Source organism: Spirillospora sp. CA-108201 (assembly GCF_050936235.1).
Taxonomy (GTDB): Bacteria; Actinomycetota; Actinomycetes; order Streptosporangiales; family Streptosporangiaceae; genus Spirillospora.
This window is the reverse complement of record NZ_JBNJNE010000001.1, coordinates 2,680,746-2,699,931: the sequence shown is the minus strand read 5'-3', so window position 1 is coordinate 2,699,931 and position 19,186 is coordinate 2,680,746. Positions and strand designations below refer to the sequence as shown.

Annotated in this window: 15 protein-coding genes; 9 read left to right on the top strand and 6 right to left on the bottom strand. The window is 72.4% G+C overall.

What is annotated here, in order from left to right:
• The first annotated feature begins 8 nt into the window (after positions 1–8).
• Together ACQEU6_RS13180 and ACQEU6_RS13175 are read left to right on the top strand one after the other, a co-directional pair.
• A complete protein-coding gene (locus tag ACQEU6_RS13180; RefSeq protein WP_499331816.1) occupies positions 9–827 on the top strand; it encodes an alpha/beta hydrolase in 819 nt (272 codons plus the stop codon).
• A gap of 65 nt (positions 828–892) precedes the next feature.
• On the top strand, positions 893–1,795 hold the full coding sequence (locus ACQEU6_RS13175) for a type IV toxin-antitoxin system AbiEi family antitoxin (RefSeq protein ID WP_499331814.1): 903 nt from the start codon (positions 893–895) through the stop codon (positions 1,793–1,795).
• A 33-nt stretch (positions 1,796–1,828) separates the two neighbouring features.
• On the opposite strand, the gene ACQEU6_RS13170 is transcribed toward ACQEU6_RS13175, so the two are convergent.
• Both ACQEU6_RS13170 and ACQEU6_RS13165 read right to left on the bottom strand, forming a co-directional pair.
• On the bottom strand, positions 1,829–2,185 hold the full coding sequence (locus ACQEU6_RS13170) for an MmcQ/YjbR family DNA-binding protein (protein ID WP_499331812.1): 357 nt from the start codon (positions 2,183–2,185) through the stop codon (positions 1,829–1,831).
• A gap of 1,584 nt (positions 2,186–3,769) precedes the next feature.
• On the bottom strand, positions 3,770–4,954 hold the full coding sequence (locus tag ACQEU6_RS13165; protein ID WP_499331811.1) for an alpha/beta hydrolase: 1,185 nt from the start codon (positions 4,952–4,954) through the stop codon (positions 3,770–3,772).
• A gap of 435 nt (positions 4,955–5,389) precedes the next feature.
• Here ACQEU6_RS13165 and ACQEU6_RS13160 point away from each other — a divergent pair, with 435 nt between their 5' ends.
• The 4 genes from ACQEU6_RS13160 to ACQEU6_RS13145 are packed head-to-tail and all read left to right on the top strand — an operon-like array spanning position 5,390 to position 8,785.
• Positions 5,390–6,034, top strand: a complete 645-nt coding sequence (locus ACQEU6_RS13160; protein ID WP_499331809.1) for an ABC transporter permease — start codon at positions 5,390–5,392, stop codon at positions 6,032–6,034.
• Positions 6,031–7,041, top strand: a complete 1,011-nt coding sequence (locus tag ACQEU6_RS13155; protein ID WP_499331808.1) for an ABC transporter ATP-binding protein — start codon at positions 6,031–6,033, stop codon at positions 7,039–7,041. The genes ACQEU6_RS13160 and ACQEU6_RS13155 overlap by 4 nt, the downstream gene beginning before the upstream one ends.
• Positions 7,038–7,811: an ABC transporter permease gene (locus tag ACQEU6_RS13150; protein ID WP_499331806.1), complete on the top strand. Its 774-nt coding sequence runs from the start codon at positions 7,038–7,040 to the stop codon at positions 7,809–7,811. Before ACQEU6_RS13155 ends, ACQEU6_RS13150 begins: the two co-directional genes overlap by 4 nt.
• Before the next feature lie 17 nt (positions 7,812–7,828).
• On the top strand, positions 7,829–8,785 hold the full coding sequence (locus tag ACQEU6_RS13145; RefSeq protein ID WP_499331805.1) for a glycine betaine ABC transporter substrate-binding protein: 957 nt from the start codon (positions 7,829–7,831) through the stop codon (positions 8,783–8,785).
• Positions 8,786–8,839: 54 nt separating this feature from the next.
• Here ACQEU6_RS13145 and ACQEU6_RS13140 read toward each other — a convergent pair whose 3' ends face one another.
• Both ACQEU6_RS13140 and ACQEU6_RS13135 read right to left on the bottom strand, forming a co-directional pair.
• Positions 8,840–10,267: a GntT/GntP/DsdX family permease gene (locus ACQEU6_RS13140; RefSeq protein WP_499331803.1), complete on the bottom strand. Its 1,428-nt coding sequence runs from the start codon at positions 10,265–10,267 to the stop codon at positions 8,840–8,842.
• A gap of 60 nt (positions 10,268–10,327) precedes the next feature.
• Positions 10,328–11,179 (bottom strand): DUF72 domain-containing protein, encoded by an 852-nt coding sequence (locus ACQEU6_RS13135; RefSeq protein WP_499331802.1) that lies wholly within the window; start codon positions 11,177–11,179, stop codon positions 10,328–10,330.
• Positions 11,180–11,820: 641 nt separating this feature from the next.
• Between ACQEU6_RS13135 and ACQEU6_RS13130 the strand changes: the two genes are divergently transcribed.
• The 3 genes from ACQEU6_RS13130 (at position 11,821) to ACQEU6_RS13120 (ending at position 14,781) form a co-directional block, all read left to right on the top strand.
• Entirely contained in the window at positions 11,821–12,879 is a 1,059-nt protein-coding gene (locus ACQEU6_RS13130; RefSeq protein WP_499331801.1) for an ATP-binding protein, read from the top strand.
• 66 nt (positions 12,880–12,945) lie between these two features.
• Complete coding sequence (locus ACQEU6_RS13125; RefSeq protein ID WP_499331799.1) at positions 12,946–14,157, top strand: LuxR C-terminal-related transcriptional regulator; 1,212 nt, start codon at positions 12,946–12,948, stop codon at positions 14,155–14,157.
• Positions 14,158–14,175: 18 nt separating this feature from the next.
• The gene (locus tag ACQEU6_RS13120; RefSeq protein ID WP_499331797.1) at positions 14,176–14,781 is read left to right on the top strand and encodes a restriction endonuclease; all 606 of its coding nucleotides are present in this window, start codon (positions 14,176–14,178) and stop codon (positions 14,779–14,781) included.
• Between the two features lie 15 nt (positions 14,782–14,796).
• Here the strand turns inward: ACQEU6_RS13120 and ACQEU6_RS13115 are convergent, their stop codons facing one another.
• Entirely contained in the window at positions 14,797–18,465 is a 3,669-nt protein-coding gene (locus ACQEU6_RS13115; RefSeq protein ID WP_499331796.1) for a CHAT domain-containing protein, read from the bottom strand.
• A gap of 255 nt (positions 18,466–18,720) precedes the next feature.
• Entirely contained in the window at positions 18,721–19,131 is a 411-nt protein-coding gene (locus tag ACQEU6_RS13110) for a VOC family protein (RefSeq protein ID WP_499331795.1), read from the bottom strand.
• Positions 19,132–19,186 lie beyond the last annotated feature (55 nt).

Sequence of the window (19,186 nt, the reverse complement as noted above, 5' to 3'; positions counted from 1 at the left end):
ATTGAGGCGTGGTGATTCCCGAACCGCTCACCCTCTACACCGCCGACGGTGTCCGAATCGACGCAGGTCACGCGGCTTTCGACGGTGAGGTCTGCTTCATCCTGGCCCACGGCTTCACCTGCTCGTGGCGCCAGCCCGCGCTCCGCCGGATCGCCGAGGCCCTCGGCCGGCACGGCGGCGTGATCGGGCTCGACTTCCGTGGCCACGGCCGGTCCGGCGGACACTCCACGGTCGGCGACCGAGAGGTGCTCGACATCGAAGCGGCGGTCGCGGCGGCACGCCGTCGGGGATACGAACGGATCATCCTGACGGGCTTCTCCATGGGCGGCGCCATCGTCGTCAGGTACGCGGCGTTGCACGGCGGAGTGGACGCGGTGGTCTCGGTCAGCGCTCCCGCACGCTGGTACTACCGCGGAACGGTGCCGATGCGGCGTGTGCATTGGGTGATCGAACGACGCGCAGGGCGACTGGCGGCCCGCTTGGCGCGCGGCACACGAATCGCGCCCAAGGGCTGGGATCCGGTCCCGGAGGCACCACACGAGGTCGTCGGACGGATCGCGCCGGTGCCGCTGCTGGTCGTCCACGGAGCCGCGGATTCGTTCTTCCCCGTCGAACACGGCCACCAGCTGTACGAGGCGGCGTCCGATCCGAAAGAACTGTGGATAGAACCGGGCTTCGGGCACGCCGAGGTTGCGGCCACTCCTGATTTGATCAACCGCATTGCCGCCTGGGCGACGAAGGCGGTCTCCGCAACCCCGGCTCCATCGCTCCCAGATGAGGAACCGCCGGGCCGTGATCTTCGCGACCAAAGCTCTGACCTGGGATAACTCAAAGTTATCCACATTCTTGCGGTCGCCTTCACGGGCCCGCCCGGCCAGGCATCATCGATCCCATGGACGGATTCACCCTTACCTGGAAGCGAACGGCCGCCGACTCGATCATCCCTATCCGACCCGACTCCTACTTCGTCCCCGTCAACGGGACCGGCCTCTCCGCGCGCGCCGAGGCATTGAGCGGCATCCTTCCCCAGGAATGCGTCGTCGCACGGCGCACGGCCGCGTGGGTATGGGGCCTGGACGTATTACCTCCGGGAGTGAACGAACTCGACTGGGACGTCGAGCTCATCACTCCCGAACCCCCATCAAGCGCATTCCAAATCAGCGCCGACAATGTCGAACTGCCGTCCGAACATGTAGTGGAGGAATCCGATGTGCGCCTCACAAGCCTTGCCCGCACCGCGCTGGACTGCGCCCGCTGGCTCCCTCGCTACGAAGCGGTCGCGGCCCTGGACCAGTTCCTGCGGCGAGACGTGGACGTCGAGGATCTCACCGAGATGGCCCGGACGCTGCGGGGGTACCGCGGCAACAAACGGCTGCGCCAGATCCTCCGGCTCGGTGACCGTGGCGCGGCCTCCCACGGCGAAAGCTGGATTCGTGCCGCCGCCGTGCACGCAGGCTTCCCGCAACCCGAGACCCAGATCCCCGTGCGGGGCGCGCAAGGTCACTGGCTCTACATCGACCTCGGCTACCGCGAATTCCGCGTCGGCCTCGAATACGACGGCGAACGCCACCACACCGGCCGCGAGGCCAGGACCCACGACACACGCCGCCGAGACTGGCTCGCCAAGGAGATGGGCTGGGCCGTCATCCCCGTCACCAAGAGCTTCCTGACTCGCCCCGCTCCTTACCTGGGCGCTCTCCTTACGGCGCTACTCCAACGCGGCTGGCAACCCGACAACGCCACGATGGACCACATAGCCGCCCACCTCAAACACCTAGAACGCCGACCACACTGACCGGCAGGAGTCGCATGTCGACTGGAGGAGGAACTACTCGCTGTCGAGAAGCTTGGCCAGACGCTTGGGAGCTATGAGTCGGTAACTGTCCTCGACCAGTTCGGCCATCTCTTCCCAGTCATGGTCGACGTCGAGTCGCGCGCCGATCCAGCCCTTGGCGCCCACGTACTTCGGGACGAAGAAACGTTCGGGTGCCTCCGCAACGAGGGCTTCCTGCACGCCGGGCCCAGCCTTGAACGTCAGATACAGGCCGTCCTCGGAAGTCATGACGAAAAGTTTGTCGCGAACACGGAAGGAGGGGGCGGTGTGACCGCCGAAGGGCTTCTCCGTCACTTCTGGCAGCGACATGCAGATCTCTCGTATCCGAGCCAAGGGCTCAAAGTCGCTCATCACTTGTTCCTTTTCTGTAAGCGACATGGTCGCGGGACAGCTATTCGGTAGGGGGCTCAGAGGTCGCAGCACACAAGACCCGTTGCCGTCGGAGTTCACAAGCCCGCTCCACGGCACATGGCGGATGACCGAGGCCGGCGCGCCAGCACCCAACACCGAGCATCGAGGAGGAGGACCACCAGGAGCAAGCAGCAGGCGCCAAGAGGAAGCGCGAGGAGCGAGGATGCGACGGACGTCGGCCTCCCAAGCATCCGAGCAGGGCCTGGCTGCACACCGGTGGCATCGGCGTGATCGACACCGAGGCTCCCACCGGCGCACCGAACACCGGCACCAGCGGAACCGTCACCGTCACCACCAGCGCCGACGCCCAATCCGCCGCCACCAGCCCGCACCAGCACCGGCACCGCACACGCCGCCACCACCACCTGCGGCACACAAACCCGAAAAGAACGGATCGACCGTGTCCAACCCCCGCGTCAGCGGAAGCCCGGTAGGGGCTGGATCGGGTGGTCTGGTCAGATCGTTCAGCAGCCGGGGGCCCAGTTGCGACCGACTCTTCGCGGTCCTCCTGCCAGCGTCAGAGATGCAGTACCGCACGAGGAGGCACTGGGAACGCGTCAACAATGATGTCGCCGTCCGAGCGGTAGAGAACTGCTGAACGGGTCGGCCCTCCAGAACGCGGCCGTGGAGAACGCGGCCGTGGAGAACGCGGCCGTTCAGAACGCGGCCGTTCAGAACGCGGCCGTTCAGAACGCGGCCGTTCAGAACGCGGCCGTTCAGAACGCGGCCGTTCAGAACGCGGCCGTTCAGAACGCGGTGGGCGTAGTCGTTTCACAAGCGTTGATGACCAGGCAGTGGACCGGGGGGGGGAAGCGCGAAGCCATGCTCAGAAGTCAGTTGCACCGACACGACGCCACGGGAAGCAAGACGACCCCGCTCCTCCCTAGGGCGCGTGCTGAATCATGCCCCTCGGGGGCACCGCCGCCCTGGCTGGGCGGCCAGCAACAGTTGGTGTTGGCCGTGGGTTGTGCCAGGCGATGCTGTGCCCGCGGTGCCGAGGTATCGAAGACGTCCAGGAGGCCACCACTGTCTCGACGACCCCCGCAAAGGTCCTGGTGCCCACGGACGTCCGGATGTTCATGGAAGTTCGGGTGGCTTTGGGCGTTGAGGTGGCTTGGGACGTTGCTTGGGGACGTGCCTGTGGTGTGGGTTCGGTCCAGCGTGGTTTTGGCTCTGCCTGGGGCCTGGCTTTGTTGCGGCTGGGGTCGTGGACTGCGGTAGCGGCGTGGGTTGGTGGTGGCGTTGGCAGGCATCGGTCGGACCGGGGATGGGCGCGGCCCTAGGAAGCGGGGGCCGCGTCCACCCCGGGGCTCAATGGCGGAGCTGTGCCTATTGGCGGCAGTAAACGCTTCGTAGGGATGAAGGGGTGTTCAGGACGTTCGCGCTGCGTCGATCGACCTGGGGTGGCTGCCGCTGATTGTTTGATTCGGATCCTTGCGGGTTGGGAGTGGGGGAGAGGGAAGTTCTTCCGCTCTGCGGAAGGTCAGATGGCGGTGGTTGTGGGCGAGAGCGTTCTGCGGACGCCTATGTGGGGTGTGCCGGAGGGCGGCACCCGAGGCTGGAGGCGGCATCCCGAAGGGTGGGGGCGGCTTCCCGAAGGCTGGGGGAGGCATCCTGAAGGTGGGGCGGCGGAAGGGCATCAATGACGTCTGCATTGGTTGGCGATGGCTGATGTATTGGTGTGGAAGCGCCAGTGGTTCGTGGGGGCGTCTGTCGCGTGCTCGTGTTGGGTGGTTGTGCGGGGGTTGGTGGGTGGTCTAGGGGGTGGGGTGTAGGGCGTGGTGCAGGGCGGTTGTGCGGTTGGTGGTCATGCGTCTTGTTTATGGGGGCGTCTTTGATCATCGTGGAGCCGTGGAAGGTGCCGGGGTAGTGGTGCAGTTCGGTCGGGACGCCCGCCTGGATCAGGCGTTGCGCGTAGGTCAGGCCCTCGTCGCGGAGGGGGTCGAACTCGCAGGTCGTGATGTAGGCGGGCGGTAGCCCGGAGAGGTCCTCGGCGCGGGCGGGGGCCGCGTACGGGGAGACGCCGTCGGTGCCGCGGACGCCCTCGCCCAGGTAGTAGTCCCAGCTCAGTTCGGCGTTGGGACGATGCCAGATCGGTGTGTCGGTGAAGGCGCGCATGGACGGGGTGTCGAGCCGGTCGTCCAGCTCCGGGACGCCGAGGAGCTGGAAGCACAGCGGAGGGCCGCCCCGGTCGCGGGCCAGCAGGGCCACGGCCGCGGACAGTCCGCCGCCCGCGCTCTCTCCGCCCACCGCCAGCCGGCCCGGGTCGATGCCGAGGTCGGAGGCGTTCGCCGCCGTCCAGGTGAGGGCGGCGTAGCAGTCCTCCAGCCCGGCCGGGAAGGGGTGCTCGGGAGCGAGCCGGTACTCGACGGACACCACCACAGCGCCGACCTCAACAGCGATGGCGGTCGCGTCGTCAGAGGACAGGTCGATGCTGCCCAGGACGAATCCGCCCGCATGAATGTAGACGAGTCCAGGGAGGACGCCCATCCGGTTCGCCGGTGCATAGAGGCGGAGGGGGACGTCGGGTGCGTTCCGCGGGCCGGGGACGGTGAGGTCGCGGGTCTCGACCGGAGCGGGAGGGACGTATTTCGGCATGTCGGCGAACATGTCCTTCTCGCCCCGGCGGGTCTGCTCGATGTCGGCGATCGAGAGGCGCGGGACCCGCGCGATCCACGGGAGGAGGTCCGGATCGTAGGCGTAGGGCACCTCAAGGCTCCTTTCGGCCGTGCGTCATCAGTGTCGGACGGTTCGCGCCGCCTGCCCAGTCACGGATCGCCCGGAAGAGGTCTGCCGTCGGCTTCCTCACTGTCTGCCTCGGCGCCTACCTCCTCCACGACGACGGCATGCGCCGCTGGCCCGCCCCGGTGCGGGGTGTGCTGCGGCGTTAGGCGGTGCCTGCTTGCTTGCGGCCCGTGCGGTCGGGGGCGTTTCGGGGTCCTCCTGAGTGGGCGTCACCCGTGGGGGTTGCTGCGCGGGGTAGGGGCCGTTGATGGGTGGGTTCGGGAGTGGTGGGGCGTTCGGACTTACTGATTTGTTATTGCCAGACTGATCATCCGTAGGCAGCCTCTGAGGTATGGGAGACGCGAACGCCACCGTCCTTGCCCGGGCTCCCGCCGCCGCGTGCGGCGACGGGAGGCGGTGATGAGCTTCTCCGAGTACCTCTCCGAACGCTGGCCCACGATCGCCCGGATGATGGGCGAGCACGCCGAGGTCGTCCTGATCGCCGTCGGGATCGCGGCCGTGGTCGGGATCGGGCTCGGCGCCGCGGTCGAGGGGCGGCCGAGGGCGAGGGGGCTGGCCCTCGCCGTCACCGGCACCATGCTGACCGTCCCCTCGCTCGCCCTGTTCGGGCTGCTCATCCCGCTGTTCGGGCTGGGCCTGGCCCCGACCGTCACCGCGCTGGCGCTGTACGCGGTGTTCCCGATCCTGCGCAACACCATCACCGGTCTGGACGGCGTGCCGAGCGCGGTGGAGGAGGCGGCGCGGGGGATGGGGATGAGTCCGCTGAGCCGGATGCTGCGGGTCAGGCTGCCGCTGGCCTGGCCGGTCGTGCTCACCGGCGTCCGGGTCGCCACGATCATGACGGTGGCGATCGCGGCGATCGCCGCCGCCGTGGCCGGGCCGGGGCTCGGCGAGCTGATCTTCGGGGGGCTGTCGCGCATCGGCGGCGCCAACGCGCTGAACGACACCCTCGCCGGAACGCTCGGCGTCGCCGTCCTGGCGCTCGTCCTGGACGCGCTGTTCGCCCTGCTGTCCCGGCTCACCACCTCCAGGGGGCTGCGATGACCGAATCCGCCGCGACCGAGACCGCGCGGGACGCCCCGCCCGGACGGGAGATGATCCGGCTGGAGGGCGTCACGAAGCGGTATCCGGGGCAGGACGCGCCGGCCGTGGGCGACCTCACGCTCAGCGTCCGTGACGGGGAGATCGTCGTGCTGCTGGGCCCGTCCGGCTGCGGCAAGACGACCACGCTGCGCCTGGTCAACCGGCTGATCGAACCGACCTCGGGCCGCATCCTGCTCGACGGGGAGGACGTCACCCGGGTCGACCCCGACCGGCTGCGCCGCCGCATCGGCTACGTGATCCAGCAGGTCGGGCTGTTCCCGCACATGACGATCGCCGCGAACGTCGGGCTCATCCCGCGGACGCTCGGCTGGGACGGCGGGCGGGTCCGCGCCCGCGTCGACGAGCTGCTCGACATGGTCGGCCTCGACCCCGGCGCGTACCGGGGCCGGTACCCGAAGGAGCTGTCGGGAGGGCAGCAGCAGCGCGTCGGGGTCGCCCGCGCCCTCGCCGCCGACCCGCCCGCGATGCTGATGGACGAGCCGTTCGGCGCGCTCGACCCCATCACGCGGGAGCGGCTGCAGGACGCGTTCCTGGAACTCCAGGCCCGCATCCGCAAGACGATCGTGCTGGTCACCCACGACCTCACCGAGGCGCTCAAGCTCGGCGACCGGATCGCGATCCTCGGGGAGGGGGCGAGGCTCGTGCAGTACGACACGCCCGCGGCGATCCTCGCCGAGCCGGCCGACGCGTTCGTCGCGGAGTTCGTCGGGGCGGGCGCCGCGATGCGGCGGCTGCGGCTGGTCGAGGTCGGCTCGATCGCGCTGCTGCCCGCCGCGGAGGGCGCACCGGGCGCGACCGTCCGCGCGGACCAGTCCCTCTACGAGGCCCTCGACGCGATGCTCCGCGCGGGGACGGAGACCGCCACCGTCCTGGACGGGGACGGACGCCCGGCGGGCGCGGTCTCGTGGTCGGCGATCGTCCGGCGGACCCCGGAGCCGAGGCCGTGACCGTCACGGCGGTGCCGGAGCGGACGAGGCCCGGCGACGAGACCGCGGGGCGCTCCCTCACCGGGCTCCTCGCCACCCCCGTCTTCCTCGTCGCGGTGTCGGCGGCGCTCTACCTGTACGTGCGCGGCCTGGACCTCGACGCGATCGAGCGCCGCTCCCTCAACCGGTCCGAGATCACCCACCAGTTCCTCCAGCACGTCAGGCTTGTCGCGGTGTCCACGGCGCTGGTCCTCGCGGTCGCGATCCCGCTCGGCGTGCTGCTGACCCGGCCGCGGCTGAACCGGCTGGCGGCGCCGTTCCTCGCGCTCGCCAACGTGGGGCAGGCCGTCCCGTCGATCGGGGTGCTGGTCCTGCTCGCCGTCACGGTCGGCATCGGCTTCCAGAAGGCGGTGATAGCGCTCATCCTCGTGTCCGCGCTGCCGGTGCTGCGCAACACGATGGTCGGCCTCCAGGGCGTCGACCGGACGCTCATCGAGGCGGGGCGCGGCATCGGGCTGTCCAGGGCGGCGGTCCTGTTCCGCGTCGAGCTGCCCCTCGCCGTCCCGGTGATCCTCGCGAGCGTCCGGGTCGCGGTGATCCTCAACGTGGGCAGCGCGACGCTGGCCGCGTTCACCAACGCGGGCGGGCTCGGCGACCTCATCAACACCGGCATCTCCCTCAACCGGACCCCGATCCTGCTCACGGGGAGCGTCCTGACCGCCGTGCTCGCGATGGCCGCCGACTGGCTGATCGGCATCGTCGAGTCCGTCCTGCGCCCCCGAGGCCTCTGAACCCGAGGAGAGTCACCATGCGCAAGCTCCCCGTCGCCGCGTCCCTCGCCGCGGTGGCCCTGACCGCCGGATGCTTCAGTTCCACCGGCACCGACGCCAAGGCCGGGAGTCTGGCCGAGGGCAACTCGCTGAAGGGCGTCACCCTCACCGTCGGGTCCAAGGAGTTCACGGAGCAGCTCGTCCTCTGCCAGGTCACCGCGCTCGCGCTGCGGTCGGCGGGCGCGACCGTGAAGGAGAAGTGCGGGCTCCAGGGCAGCAACACCACGCGGGCCGCGCTGACGTCCGGCAGCATCGACATGTACTGGGAGTACACGGGCACCGCGTGGGTCAACTACCTCAAGCAGACGGAGCCGATCGGCGACCCGGCCCGGCAGTACGCGGCCGTCGCTGAGCAGGACCTCGCGAAGAACAAGGTGAAGTGGCTGGCCGCCGCGCCTGCCAACAACACCTATGCCCTCGCGGTGAAGACGACGACACTGCGGCAGCTGGGCATCGCGGACCTGTCGGGCTACGCGCGGCTGGCGAAGAGCGACCCGTCGAAGGCGTCCACGTGCGTGGCGAGCGAGTTCGCCGGACGCAGCGACGGGTGGCCCGGCCTGCAGAAGGCCTACGGGTTCAGCCTGCCGAAGTCGGACGTGGCGACGCTGGCGGAGGGCGCCATCTACGACGCCGTCGGTAAGGGGAAGCCGTGCGCCTTCGGCGAGGTCGCCACCACCGACGGGCGCATCAAGGCGCTCGGCCTGACGCCGGTCCCCGACGACAAGAGGTTCTTCCCCGTCTACAACCCGGCCCTCACCGTCCGGGAGTCCGTCTACCGGGACGATCCCGCGGTCGAGAAGATCGCGAACCCGATCGCCGCGGCGCTCACCGACGCGGTTCTGCAGGAGCTGAACGGCGAGGTCGACATCAAGGGCAAGCAGCCCGAGGAGGTCGCCGAGACGTGGCTGAAGTCCAAGGGCTTCATCGGCGGGTAGCCGCGCGGCGGGCGCGGCGTCCGGGCGGCCGGTCGCCGCCCGGACCGCGGGCCGTCACACCATGTACTGGTCGTGGCGCCGGTACAGCTCCGTCCATTCCTCGTCGCCGAGCCGCCGCCCCGTGGCGGCGATCTCGGCGAGCTCCTCGAAGTAGGCCTCGCGGGGAGCGCCCGGCGTGAAGAGCAAGAGCATCGCCGCCGGCTCGCCCGACTCGTTGCGGAACCCGTGCACGCCGCCTTCGGGGACGAAGAGGAAGTCGCCGGCCGAGGTGTCCTTCCAGTCCGTCCCGTCGTGCAGCCGGACCGTCCCGGACAGGATGTAGAACGACTCGGTGATCGTCCGGTGGAAGTGCGGCATCGGACCTGAGGGCTTCGGCCCCATCTCCCAGCGGTAGAGGCCGAACGCGCCGTTCGTCGAGCCGCCGGTGCCGAGGTAGTGCACGCGCGTCCCGCGGTGGACGCGGTCGCTGTCGGCCGCGCCGATGAGCAGGTCGGGCGCCTCCCCGGCGGGACGGAGCGCCGCGCTGCTCTCGCCGCCGTCCCCGAAGTAGCGGGCGTCGGGATAGGTCATGGCTACACCACCAGATTCAGCAGAAGGACGAACACGAGGCCGCACACCGAGATGGCGGTCTCCATCAAGGACCATGTTCTGATGTTCTGCCCGACGCTGAGGCCGAAGTACTCCTTGACCAGCCAGAATCCCGCGTCGTTGACGTGGGAGAAGAACAGCGAGCCGGCCCCGATCGCGAGGACGAGCAGCGAGGTCTCCCCGCTGTCGAGCGTCCCGGCGAGCGGCGGCGAGGATCCCGGCGGCGGTGACCGTGGCGGCGGTCGCCGATCCGGTGGCGAGCCGGATGAGGACGGCGACCAGCCACGCCAGGAACAGCACCGAAGGGTCGCTGTCCTTGACCCAGTCGGCGACCAGGTCGCCGATCCCGGTGTCGACGAGCGTCTGCTTGAAGCCGTCGCCGGCGGCCACGATCAGCAGCGGGCCGGCGATGGGCGGCAGCGACCCGGCCAGCGAGGAGGCGATCGCCTCCCGGTCCATGCCGGAGCCGCGGCCGAAGGCGAACATGGCGACGACGACCGCGATGATCAGCGCCACCAGCAGGGTGCCGAGGTTGTCCAGGGCGGTGCGGACCCGGCCGCCCTCGTCCAGGGCGATGTCGGCGACGGCCTTGCCCAGCATCAGCACGACCGGGAGGAGCACGGTGCACAGGGTGACGGGGAAGGAGGGGCGGCGCCGCGGCTCGGCGTCGTCGGCCGCGTGGTCCTCGGTGCCGCGTCGGTCCGCGCCGGTGACGTAGAGATCCGGCGCCGGGACGTCCACCCAGCGGGACGCGAACCGGGCGAACACCGGGCCGGACAGCGCGATGGTGGGGAGCGCGACGGCGATGCCGAGGGCGAGCGCGAGGCCGAGGTCGGCCTTGAGGTTGTCGATCGCGACGAGCGGCCCCGGGTGCGGGGGGACCAGGCCGTGCATGGCCGACAGGCGACATCGTCGAGGAGGCGACCCGGGCCATGCTGGAGCCCGGCTGACCCGTCAGAACAGCGTCGGCGGCTCCGCCGGGACGGGCTCGGGCAGCGGCTCCAGGCCGGGCACGCGGGCCCTCACCTCGTCGTGGAAGCGCCGGGCGAGCTCGGGCGCGTCGGCGTTGTCCGGCGTGTGGACGAACACGGTCGGCGAGCGCCCCTCGGCCAGCCATTCCGCGACGCGGCCGACCCAGAACCGCCAGCCCTCGACGGTGCGCTCGGTGTCGTCCCTGCCGAGGTAGCGGACGATCGGCCGGTCCGTGAGCGCCGCCGACCTGCGCGGCACCCGCGGCTTCTTCGTCCAGGCGTCCCGCTCGGCGTCGCTGGTCGGGCGGCTCTGGAAGAAGGCGGTCGTGTCGAACGGGACCCACTCGGCCCCCGCGCGGGACAGGAGCCGCTCAAGGTCGCGCACGGACCCCGCGTCCTCGAAGAACGCGCGGTGACGGACTTCGACGGCGTACCTGTACGCCGCGGGGAGCCCGCGCAGGAACGCCGCCAGCGTCCCGAGGTCGCCGGGGCCGAAGGATCCGGGGAGCTGCACCCACAGGGCGTGCGCCCGCGACTGGAGCGGCTCGATCGCGTGCAGGAACGCCCGCAGATCCTCCCCGCCCCCGGCGAGCCGCCGCTCGTGCGTGATCGTCTTCGGCAGCTTGAGCACGAAGCGGAAGCCGGGGCCGGTCTGCTCCGCCCACGACTCCACGGTGTCCCGCGCGGGCGTCGCGTAGAAGGTGGTGTTGCCCTCCACCGCGTCGCACCAGCTCGCGTAGGCCCGCAGGCGCTCGCCCGGAGGCAGCGACGGCGGGACGAACCGTCCCTGCCATCGCGCGTGAGTCCACATCGCGCACCCCACGTGAAGCCGCATGCCCCGACGCTACCGGTGATCCGGGGTCAGCGGCCCCCACGGTGACCGCGTCGGCTCCGGGGGTGTGGACGCCCATGGCGAGGAGGACTTCGTAGCGGTACTCCGGATTGCGCGCCAGCCTCAGCCGGACCGTCCAGTCCGTGCCCCACGAGCCGGGGCGTTCGGCCTGGAGCGCCGCGGTGAAGTCCCGCAGCACGCGCCCCCGGCCGGAACCGATCCCGCCGGGCCCGGTGCGCTGCCCGTCCTCTCGCGGGGGCGCACGCCGGGCCGCCGGGCCGGCGAACCGCACGGGAACGCCGGCGGACGGGGCGGCGCCGCCGCGGAACCGCGGGGGGCCGCGCTCGCTCCTCCCGTCCCCGAAGAGACCGGAGCCCCCGCGAGACGGCCCTCCCCGTCCGGCTGTGGATCATCCTGACGGCCCGCCGGGGAGCGCGCATCGGTAGACGGACCGATTCTTCAACCGATTCGCGTACCGCCCGGGCGTACCGACCGAGGGCGGCGGCCGCGCGACGGCCCGTGTCGCGAAGCCGGTCACCGGCGCGCACCGACTTTGGGAAAGCCGTAGCGGTGCGTATCGGTATGACTACAATCCAGGTACCTCCTGGGGCCGGGGACCCCGGCCGTAGCTGACTGGAGACGCCGTGCCGCTGACCGCGACGCTGGAACGACAGACGGGACGACTTCCCGCGGAGCTCACCAGCTTCATCGGCAGGAAGGCGGAGCTGGAGCAGGCGCGGCGGCTGATCGAGGGTCACCGGCTGGTCACCCTGACCGGGGCGGGCGGCGTGGGCAAGACCAGGCTCGCCGTCCGGGCGGCCGACCTCGCGCGGGACTCCTTCCGCGACGGCGTGTTCTTCGTCTGCCTCTCGGACCTGACCGAGCCGACCCTGCTCGCGCAGACGGTCTGCGAGGCGCTGGGCGTGGGGGAGCGCGACGACCGGCCGGCCCCCGCCCGGCTCGCCGACCACCTCGCCGACCTGCGGGTCCTGCTCGTGCTCGACACGTGCGAGCACATGGTCGACGACTGCGCGGTGCTGAGCGAGGCGCTGCTGCGGTCGGCCCCCGGGCTGCGCGTCCTGGCGACCAGCCGGCAGCCGCTGGACGTCGTGGGCGAGTACACCTTCACGGTTCCGCCGCTGGACGGGCCGCGAGCCGCCCGCGACGTCGGCCCGGACGAGCGGGAGTGCGACTCGGTCACGCTGTTCGCCGAGCGCGCCGCGGCGACCGTCCAGGGCTGGACGCTCACGCGCGCGAACCGCGACACGGTGGTGCGGCTGTGCGCCCGCCTCGACGGCATCCCGCTGGCGATCGAGCTGGCCGCCGTGCAGTTGCGGGCGTTCTCGCCGGACCAGGTCCTCGCCCGCCTCGGCACCCGCCTGTTCCAGGGGAGCGGCCGGCGGACGGGCCTGCAGCGCCACCAGACCCTGCGCGCCACGGTCGACTGGAGCCACGCTCTCTGCTCGCCGGAGGAGCGGCTCCTGTGGGCGCGGCTGTCGGTGTTCGCGGCCGACTTCGACCCCGCCGCCGCCGAGCACGTCTGCTCCGGGGACGGTCTGGACGCCGGGCACGTCGCCGAGGTGCTGGCGGGCCTCCTGGAGAAGTCCATCGTGCAGCGCGCCGACCGCCGCGGCCGGGTCCGCTACCGGATGCTCGACACGCTGCGGGAGTACGGCGCCGAACGCCTCGCCGCGTGGGGCTAGGGCGAGGAGGGCCGGCTGCGGTCCCGCTGCTTCGACTGGTACGCCGGACTGCTGGAACGCGCCCGCATGGAGCTCGCCGGCCCGGAGCAGGTCCGGTGGCTGGAATGGTTCGACTGCGAACGCGCCAACGTCCGCGACGTGCTGGGGAAGGTGCTTCCGACGGCCGACGAGGACACGGTCCGAGGCGCCATGGAGAGCCTCGGGCGGTTCTGGGTGCTGAAGGGCGTGCTCGGCGAGGGCCGCTACTGGATGGACCGGCTGCTCGAGACCCGCGACACGGCGGGCCCGGGCTGGTCGGGGCTGCTGACGATGGCCGCCCTGGCGAGCACGATGCAGAGCGACCTCGCCGGGGGCGGCGAGCTGCTGGAGCGGGCGCTGGCCCAGGCGGAGGCGGAGGGCGACCGGGCGGCGGTCGCGGGCGTCCGCTGCGGCCAGGGCGTCGCCGCGTTGTTCGCGGGCGACTTCGACGTGTCGCTGGAGCGGCTCGACAGGGCCGACGACCTGTACCGCGAGACCGGGTACGACGACGTGCTCAGCCTGCTCGTCGACGTCTTCCGCGGCGCGGTGCATCTTTTCGAGAACGACTTCGCCGCCGCCGTCGCGCACGCCGACCGGGCCGTCCGGACGGGTGAGGAACGCGGGGAGCTCTGGGTCCGCTCCTACGGGATGCTGGTGGGCGGGCTCAGCCTGTGGCTCGCCGGAGACCTTGACGGGGCGGCGCGGCGGCTCCGGCGGTCGCTGCTGACCAAGCGCGACCTCGGCGACCGGCTGGGAATCACGCTCGGCCTCGAAGCGATCGCCGGCTGCCTGTGCAGCGGCGGCGACCACGTCCGGGCCGCCCGGCTGCTCGGCGCCGCGGACCGGATGCGCGAGTCCACACGGACGTCCTGGTTCGGCCCCTACCACGCCGTCCTGCGGGACGTGCACATCGACAGGACCATGGAGGCCCTGGGCGAGGAGGGGTACCGCACGGCGTTCGAGGAGGGCGAGCGGCTGCCCCTGGCGCGCGCGATCGAGGAGGCGCTGGAGGAGTCCCCGGCCGCCGCGCCTCCCGCCGCCGTTCCCGCGCCCGTGGCGGTCGGCGGCGGTTCTCCGCTCACCGAGCGCGAACGCCAGGTCGCGGCGCTCGTGGCCGAGGGGCTGTCCAACCGCGCCATCGCCGAGCGCCTGACGATCGCGAAGCGCACCGCCGACTCGCACGTCGAGCACATCCTCGCCAAGCTCGGCTACTCGTCCCGCACCCGGGTAGCCGTGTGGATCAGCGAGCGCGGGCGGTGAGCTCGTAGGATCCGACAGGTGAGCGAGGAGGAGACCCGGGTGGCCCGCCCCCGGCCCGGGATCACGCCCGCCGAGTTCGAGGAGTTCGTCGCCGATCGGCTCTTCGGAGCGGCCGCCCCGCACGTCAGCGGGCTGAGTGTCACGCTGCACGAGAGAGTGGCCGGCTCCGACGGGACCTACGACCTCGACGCGACCGTCCGCTACCGGTTCGCGGGCATGGCGTTCCTGGTCGTGGTCGAGGCCAAGCACCACCGGAACCCCATCAAGCGCGAGCTGGTGCAGGTCCTCCACCAGAAGGTCCAGAGCGTCGGCGGGCACAAGGGCGTCATGGTGTCCACCGCCGCGTACCAGAGCGGTGCGGTGGCCTTCGCGCGGGCGCACGGCATCGCTCTCGTGACGGTCACGGACGGCCGGTTCCTCTTCGAGACGAGGGACGCAGGACCGGCCGATGCGAGCGCCGGGTCCGAACCGCCGCCCTTCGTCGTGCACTGCCACGGCCTTCCGGGAAGGAGACCGGGCACGTCACGGGTGCTGCTCATGGTGCCGGACGACGACGAGTACCCGCGGCAGGCGGCCGAGCTTCTGCTGGGCCGCCCCTTTCGAGCCCCTGGTGCGGACGGCTAGTACGGACGGCCCCGGTCAGGCCCCGGCGTGGACGTGCGACGCCCACACCGAAGGGTGGTCCGGCCAGCGGTCCCGCATCTGGCGGGTCGCGGAGTGGACCGCGCCCGCGACGTCGCCGCCGCCCGCGACGGCCGTGTAGACGAGATCGGCGATGTCGACGGCGTGCCGGTCCCCGATCGGCCAGAGGGTGCCGATCACATGCCGGTAGCCGGCGAGCTGGAACGCCGAGGCCAGGTGGATCGCCTCGTCGGCGAGGCGCGCACCCGGCCGGGCGGTCGAGCAGGCGGACAGGAAGGCGAGCTCGGCGCCGTCCATGCGGAGCCCGGCGAGGTCCGCCACCGTCAGCGGCCGGGTCCGGTGGTCGGCCAGCAGCAGGTGGCCGGCCGACGGGTCGGCCAGGTCGCTGTGCCCGTGGCAGGCGAAATGCGCCCACCGGGCCTCCGGCAGCGCCGCGAGCACCGCCTCGTGGGTGGCCGACGGGCCGGTGAGGACGTCGACCGCGCCCGGGAAGCGCCGGCCGACCAGTGCCGCCTCGGCCTCCGCCTCCGGCAGGTCGGGCGGGGTGCCGGGCGTGCGGGGCATCACCACGGCGACCGCCCGGTCCCCGCCGGGCCGCACCGCGTCCGCCGCGCCGCGGCGCGCGTGGGCCAGCGCCCGGACGGTCGGGGCCGTCGAGCTCACCACCCGGTCGATCACCGTGTCCGGGACGGCGTCGGCCATGGTGTCGTGGTACCCCGCCGCATGCACCGGCAGGAACGACATCAGCCCCGAGAGGCACCACCACAGCCTCGGCCAGGGTTCGCCGCCCTGAGGCGGCCCTCCGATGCCGGCGTGGTCGAGCACCGGGCCGGCCACCGCGTCCCACAGCCATTCGAGCGTCCGCGACATCCTGCGCTGCCCGGCCGCCCACGATCGGGGCTCCCTCGCCTCTTCGGCCGCCGTCAGGAACGCGCCGACCTCCGCCGTCACCGCGTCAGGGGTGAGCGCGGGCAGCGGCACGGCCGCGGCGCCGGCGTCGGCGTCCAGGACCAGCGCGTAGGACCCGAGGTCCGACACGGTGACGATCACGATGTGGCCGCGGGCGGGTGCGAGGTCGCGGACGGCGGGCGGACACAGGAAGCGGTCGAATCCGGAGATTCCCCGGATCTGCGCGACGAGCCGGTCAAAGGCCGCGGCCGTGGTGCGGCGCTCCACCGACGCCTGCGGCGGAGGGGCGGCGCCGCTGCCGGGGACCCCCGCCGCGGGCGCGGGACGGTCGAGCCTCGCGCACAGGTCGGTGAACCGTGCGGCGAGATCCGGATGCCGTTCGGAGAGCGCGGTGAGGTCGGTGCGGGCGTCGAGCGCCTGGCCGAGCAGCAGCCCGCGCCCCTGCTCGAACAGCTCGACTCCGTACTCGACCCGTCCGGCGCGCACGCAGCAGGCGGCGGCGTCCGACCCGATCCCGCCCATGTCGCCGAGAAGGATCTCCTGGTCGCGGCGGTCGAGGCCGCGGGGGACCGTGCGTCCCATCAGGTCCACGACCGCCGCGTAACCGGACACGGCCTCCTCCCACCGCTCGGCCCCGGCGGCGAGCCTCGCCCAGCGGGCGGCCGCGACCGCGCGGACGCGGGGCGGGGCGGTATCGGCCGCCGCCGCCTCCCGGCACGCATCGAGCGCCTCGTCCAGGTCCGGCCAGGCGCCCGCGCGGGCGAACCGGGCGCCGAGCGCCAGGCCCAGATTGGCCAGGCAGCCCGCGCGGTCGGGATGGTCGGGGGCGATGGCGGCGACCGCGGCGCGGGCGGCGCCGATCGCCGCGTCCACGTCCGCGGCCTCGCCGGTGTGCTCGAACCGCCGGTGCAGGACGATCGCGCGGTTCGACAGGACGGCGGCGCGGCGCGGGTGGCCCTCAGGGACGGCCGCGGCGGCGGCCCGCACGGTCTCGGCCGCCTCGTCGATGTCGGCCCGCTCCCCGCTGATCGAGAACCGCGCTCGCAGGGCCGCGCCGAGGTTGGACAGGCGCGCGCCCCGGGCGGAGTGCCCGGGCGGGGTGGCGAGGACCGCCTCCCGGCACGCGGCGATCGCCTCGTCCAGGTCCTCGGGGCGCCGCACGGAGTCGAACCGGAGTTGCAGCGCGCCGCCCAGGTTCGCCAGCATCGTCCCGCGGTCGGGGCTCACGTCCGGCGCGGCGGCCACCGCCGTCCTGAGGGCGTCGACCGCCTCGTCCATGTCCGCCTGGCCGGCGGTGGCGCGGAACCGGGACAGCGAGGCCGCCCCGAGGTTGCCGAGGAGGGCCGAGAGGCGGGGGTGACCGGGCGGCGCGGCCGCGACCGCGCCGCGACCGGCCTCGACCGCCTCGTCGATGTCGGCCTCGTCCCCGGCGCGTTCGAACCGCACGCGGAGGATGTCGCACAGGTCGGCCAGGCGTGAGGGGCGCTCGGGATCCTCGGCCGGAGCGCCGGCCGCGGCCCGCCGGGCGAGCGCGACCGCCTCGTCCAGCTCCTCGCGGGCCCCGGTGCGCCGATGCAGCGCGCACAGCGCATTGGCCAGGTCGGACAGCCGCCCGGGCAGATCGGGATCGTCGGCGCGGGTCGCCGCGACCCCGGCCCGGCCCGCCTCGACCGCGTAGGCCAGGTCCCGCTCGTCGCCGGTCTGCACGGACCGGATCCGGAGGACGTCGCTGAGCTCGGACAGGTAGGCCGGACGCTCAGGGTCCCCCGGCGCGGCGACGGCCACCGCCTCCCGGTGCGCCTCCGCCGCCTCGTCCAGATCCGCCGGGTCCCCCGCGCGGTCGAACCGGGCCAGCAGCGCGTGGCCGAGCTGCGCAAGCTGGCGGGCGTGCGCGGGGTGGTCGGGCGAGGTCGTGATGACCGCGTCCCGCGCCAGGCCGATCAGCTCGTCCACGCCGGTCACCCGGTCGTCCAGCGCCTGCCTGGTCCGTGGGGCGAGGTCGAGGTTGGAGACCATGGCGGCGTGGTCCGGGTGGTCGGGCCAGCCGGTGACCGCCTCCCGCCCGGCCTCGATGGCGGCGTCGAGGTCCGACTCGCCGCCGCGGTACTCGAACCGGGTCAGCAGGGCGTTGCCGAGGTTGGACAGGTGCGTGGCGCGGTCGGGCTCGCCCGGTCCGGCTCCGTCCACCGCCGCCCGGCCGAACGCGATCGACTCCTCCAGATCCGGTGGTGCTCCCGCCCGCTCGAACCGGGTCAGCAGCGCGCTGCTGAGGTTGGTCCGGCAGCGGCCGTACTCGGCGTGGCCGGGACCGGTCGCCCCGGCCGCCAGCCGGAACAGGCCGACGGCCCGGTCCAGAGCGTCGGCGTCCTGCGAGGCGAGCGTGCCCCGGTAGAGCATGCGGCCGAGGTGCGCCAGCAGCGTGCCGCCGTCCGGGGGCGCCGGGGGGCCGTCGGCGAACACCTCCCGGATCTGCGGGGGGACTCCGGCCGGGACCCGCAGGTACACCGGTTTGAGGAGCTCCAGGGCGGCGGTGAGGTCGGGCTCGCCCTCGGCCGGGAGGCGGGCGGCGAAGCGCAGCCAGAACAGCCATCCCGCCGCCTGCGCGACCTCGACGTCGTCCGTCGGGTCCGGGACCGAGCAGACCAGATCCACCGCGTCGCCGAGGGCTCCGGGCTCCAGGACCAGAGCCGCGTCACGCTCGGCGTTGAACCGGTCGACCCGGTCCCGCACCTGTGCGAGCAGACGCGTTCGCACCACCGACGCTCCAACCATCTCGACAGCCGGGGAGAGCAGCAGTGAGGAACCATATCCGTTCAAAGAGGGAAGGTCCGCGCGTTGCCGGTATTCCCGGTGATCGGTGGTCAGGGGAGCGCGGCGGCCAGGCGGGTGCGCAGGGCGGGCATCCGCTCGGGAGCGGCGGCGAGGGTCGTGGGCGCCTCGCGCAGGTTGAATCGGGCAGTGAATGGAGGAAAGCGGACGGAAAGCCGGTTCGGAGCCGCGGCGCGTCCGGGATCAGCGCAGCTCCTGGATGCGGATCAGGTTCCCCGCGGGATCGCGGAACGCGCAGTCGCGCACCCCGTACGGCTGCTCGATCGGCTCCTGGACGACCTCGGCCCCCGCGGCCTGCACCCTGTCGAAGGTGTCGTCGAGGTCGGGGGAGGCGAGCAGGATCCAGCCGTAGGTCCCCTTGGCCATCATCTCGGCGATGGTGCGGCGCTCGTCGTCGGTGATGCCGGGATCGGTGGCCGCGGGCGCCAGCAGGATGGAGGTGTCGGGCTGCTTGGCCGGACCGACCGTGATCCAGCGCATCCTGCCGCCGCCGACGTCGTTGCGGACCTCGAAGCCGAGCGCGTCCCGGTAGAAGGCCAGCGAGGCGTCAGGGTCGTCGTGCGGGAGGAAGCTCGTGTGGATGGTGATGTCCATGCCGATCACGCTAGCCGCGGCTCCTTCACCCGCGCTTCTCGATTCCTGACCGGTA

Excerpts from the sequence above, each read along its gene's own strand:
- ACQEU6_RS13170 (WP_499331812.1), bottom strand. The coding sequence starts at position 2,185 with ATGAGCGACTTTGAGCCCTTGGCTCGGATACGAGAGATCTGCATGTCG.
- ACQEU6_RS13175 (WP_499331814.1), top strand. The coding sequence starts at position 893 with ATGGACGGATTCACCCTTACCTGGAAGCGAACGGCCGCCGACTCGATC.
- ACQEU6_RS13155 (WP_499331808.1), top strand. The coding sequence starts at position 6,031 with ATGACCGAATCCGCCGCGACCGAGACCGCGCGGGACGCCCCGCCCGGA.
- ACQEU6_RS13140 (WP_499331803.1), bottom strand. The coding sequence starts at position 10,267 with ATGCACGGCCTGGTCCCCCCGCACCCGGGGCCGCTCGTCGCGATCGAC.
- ACQEU6_RS13125 (WP_499331799.1), top strand. The coding sequence starts at position 12,946 with ATGGAGCTCGCCGGCCCGGAGCAGGTCCGGTGGCTGGAATGGTTCGAC.
- ACQEU6_RS13145 (WP_499331805.1), top strand. The coding sequence starts at position 7,829 with ATGCGCAAGCTCCCCGTCGCCGCGTCCCTCGCCGCGGTGGCCCTGACC.
- ACQEU6_RS13110 (WP_499331795.1), bottom strand. The coding sequence starts at position 19,131 with ATGGACATCACCATCCACACGAGCTTCCTCCCGCACGACGACCCTGAC.
- ACQEU6_RS13160 (WP_499331809.1), top strand. The coding sequence starts at position 5,390 with ATGAGCTTCTCCGAGTACCTCTCCGAACGCTGGCCCACGATCGCCCGG.
- ACQEU6_RS13135 (WP_499331802.1), bottom strand. The coding sequence starts at position 11,179 with ATGCGGCTTCACGTGGGGTGCGCGATGTGGACTCACGCGCGATGGCAG.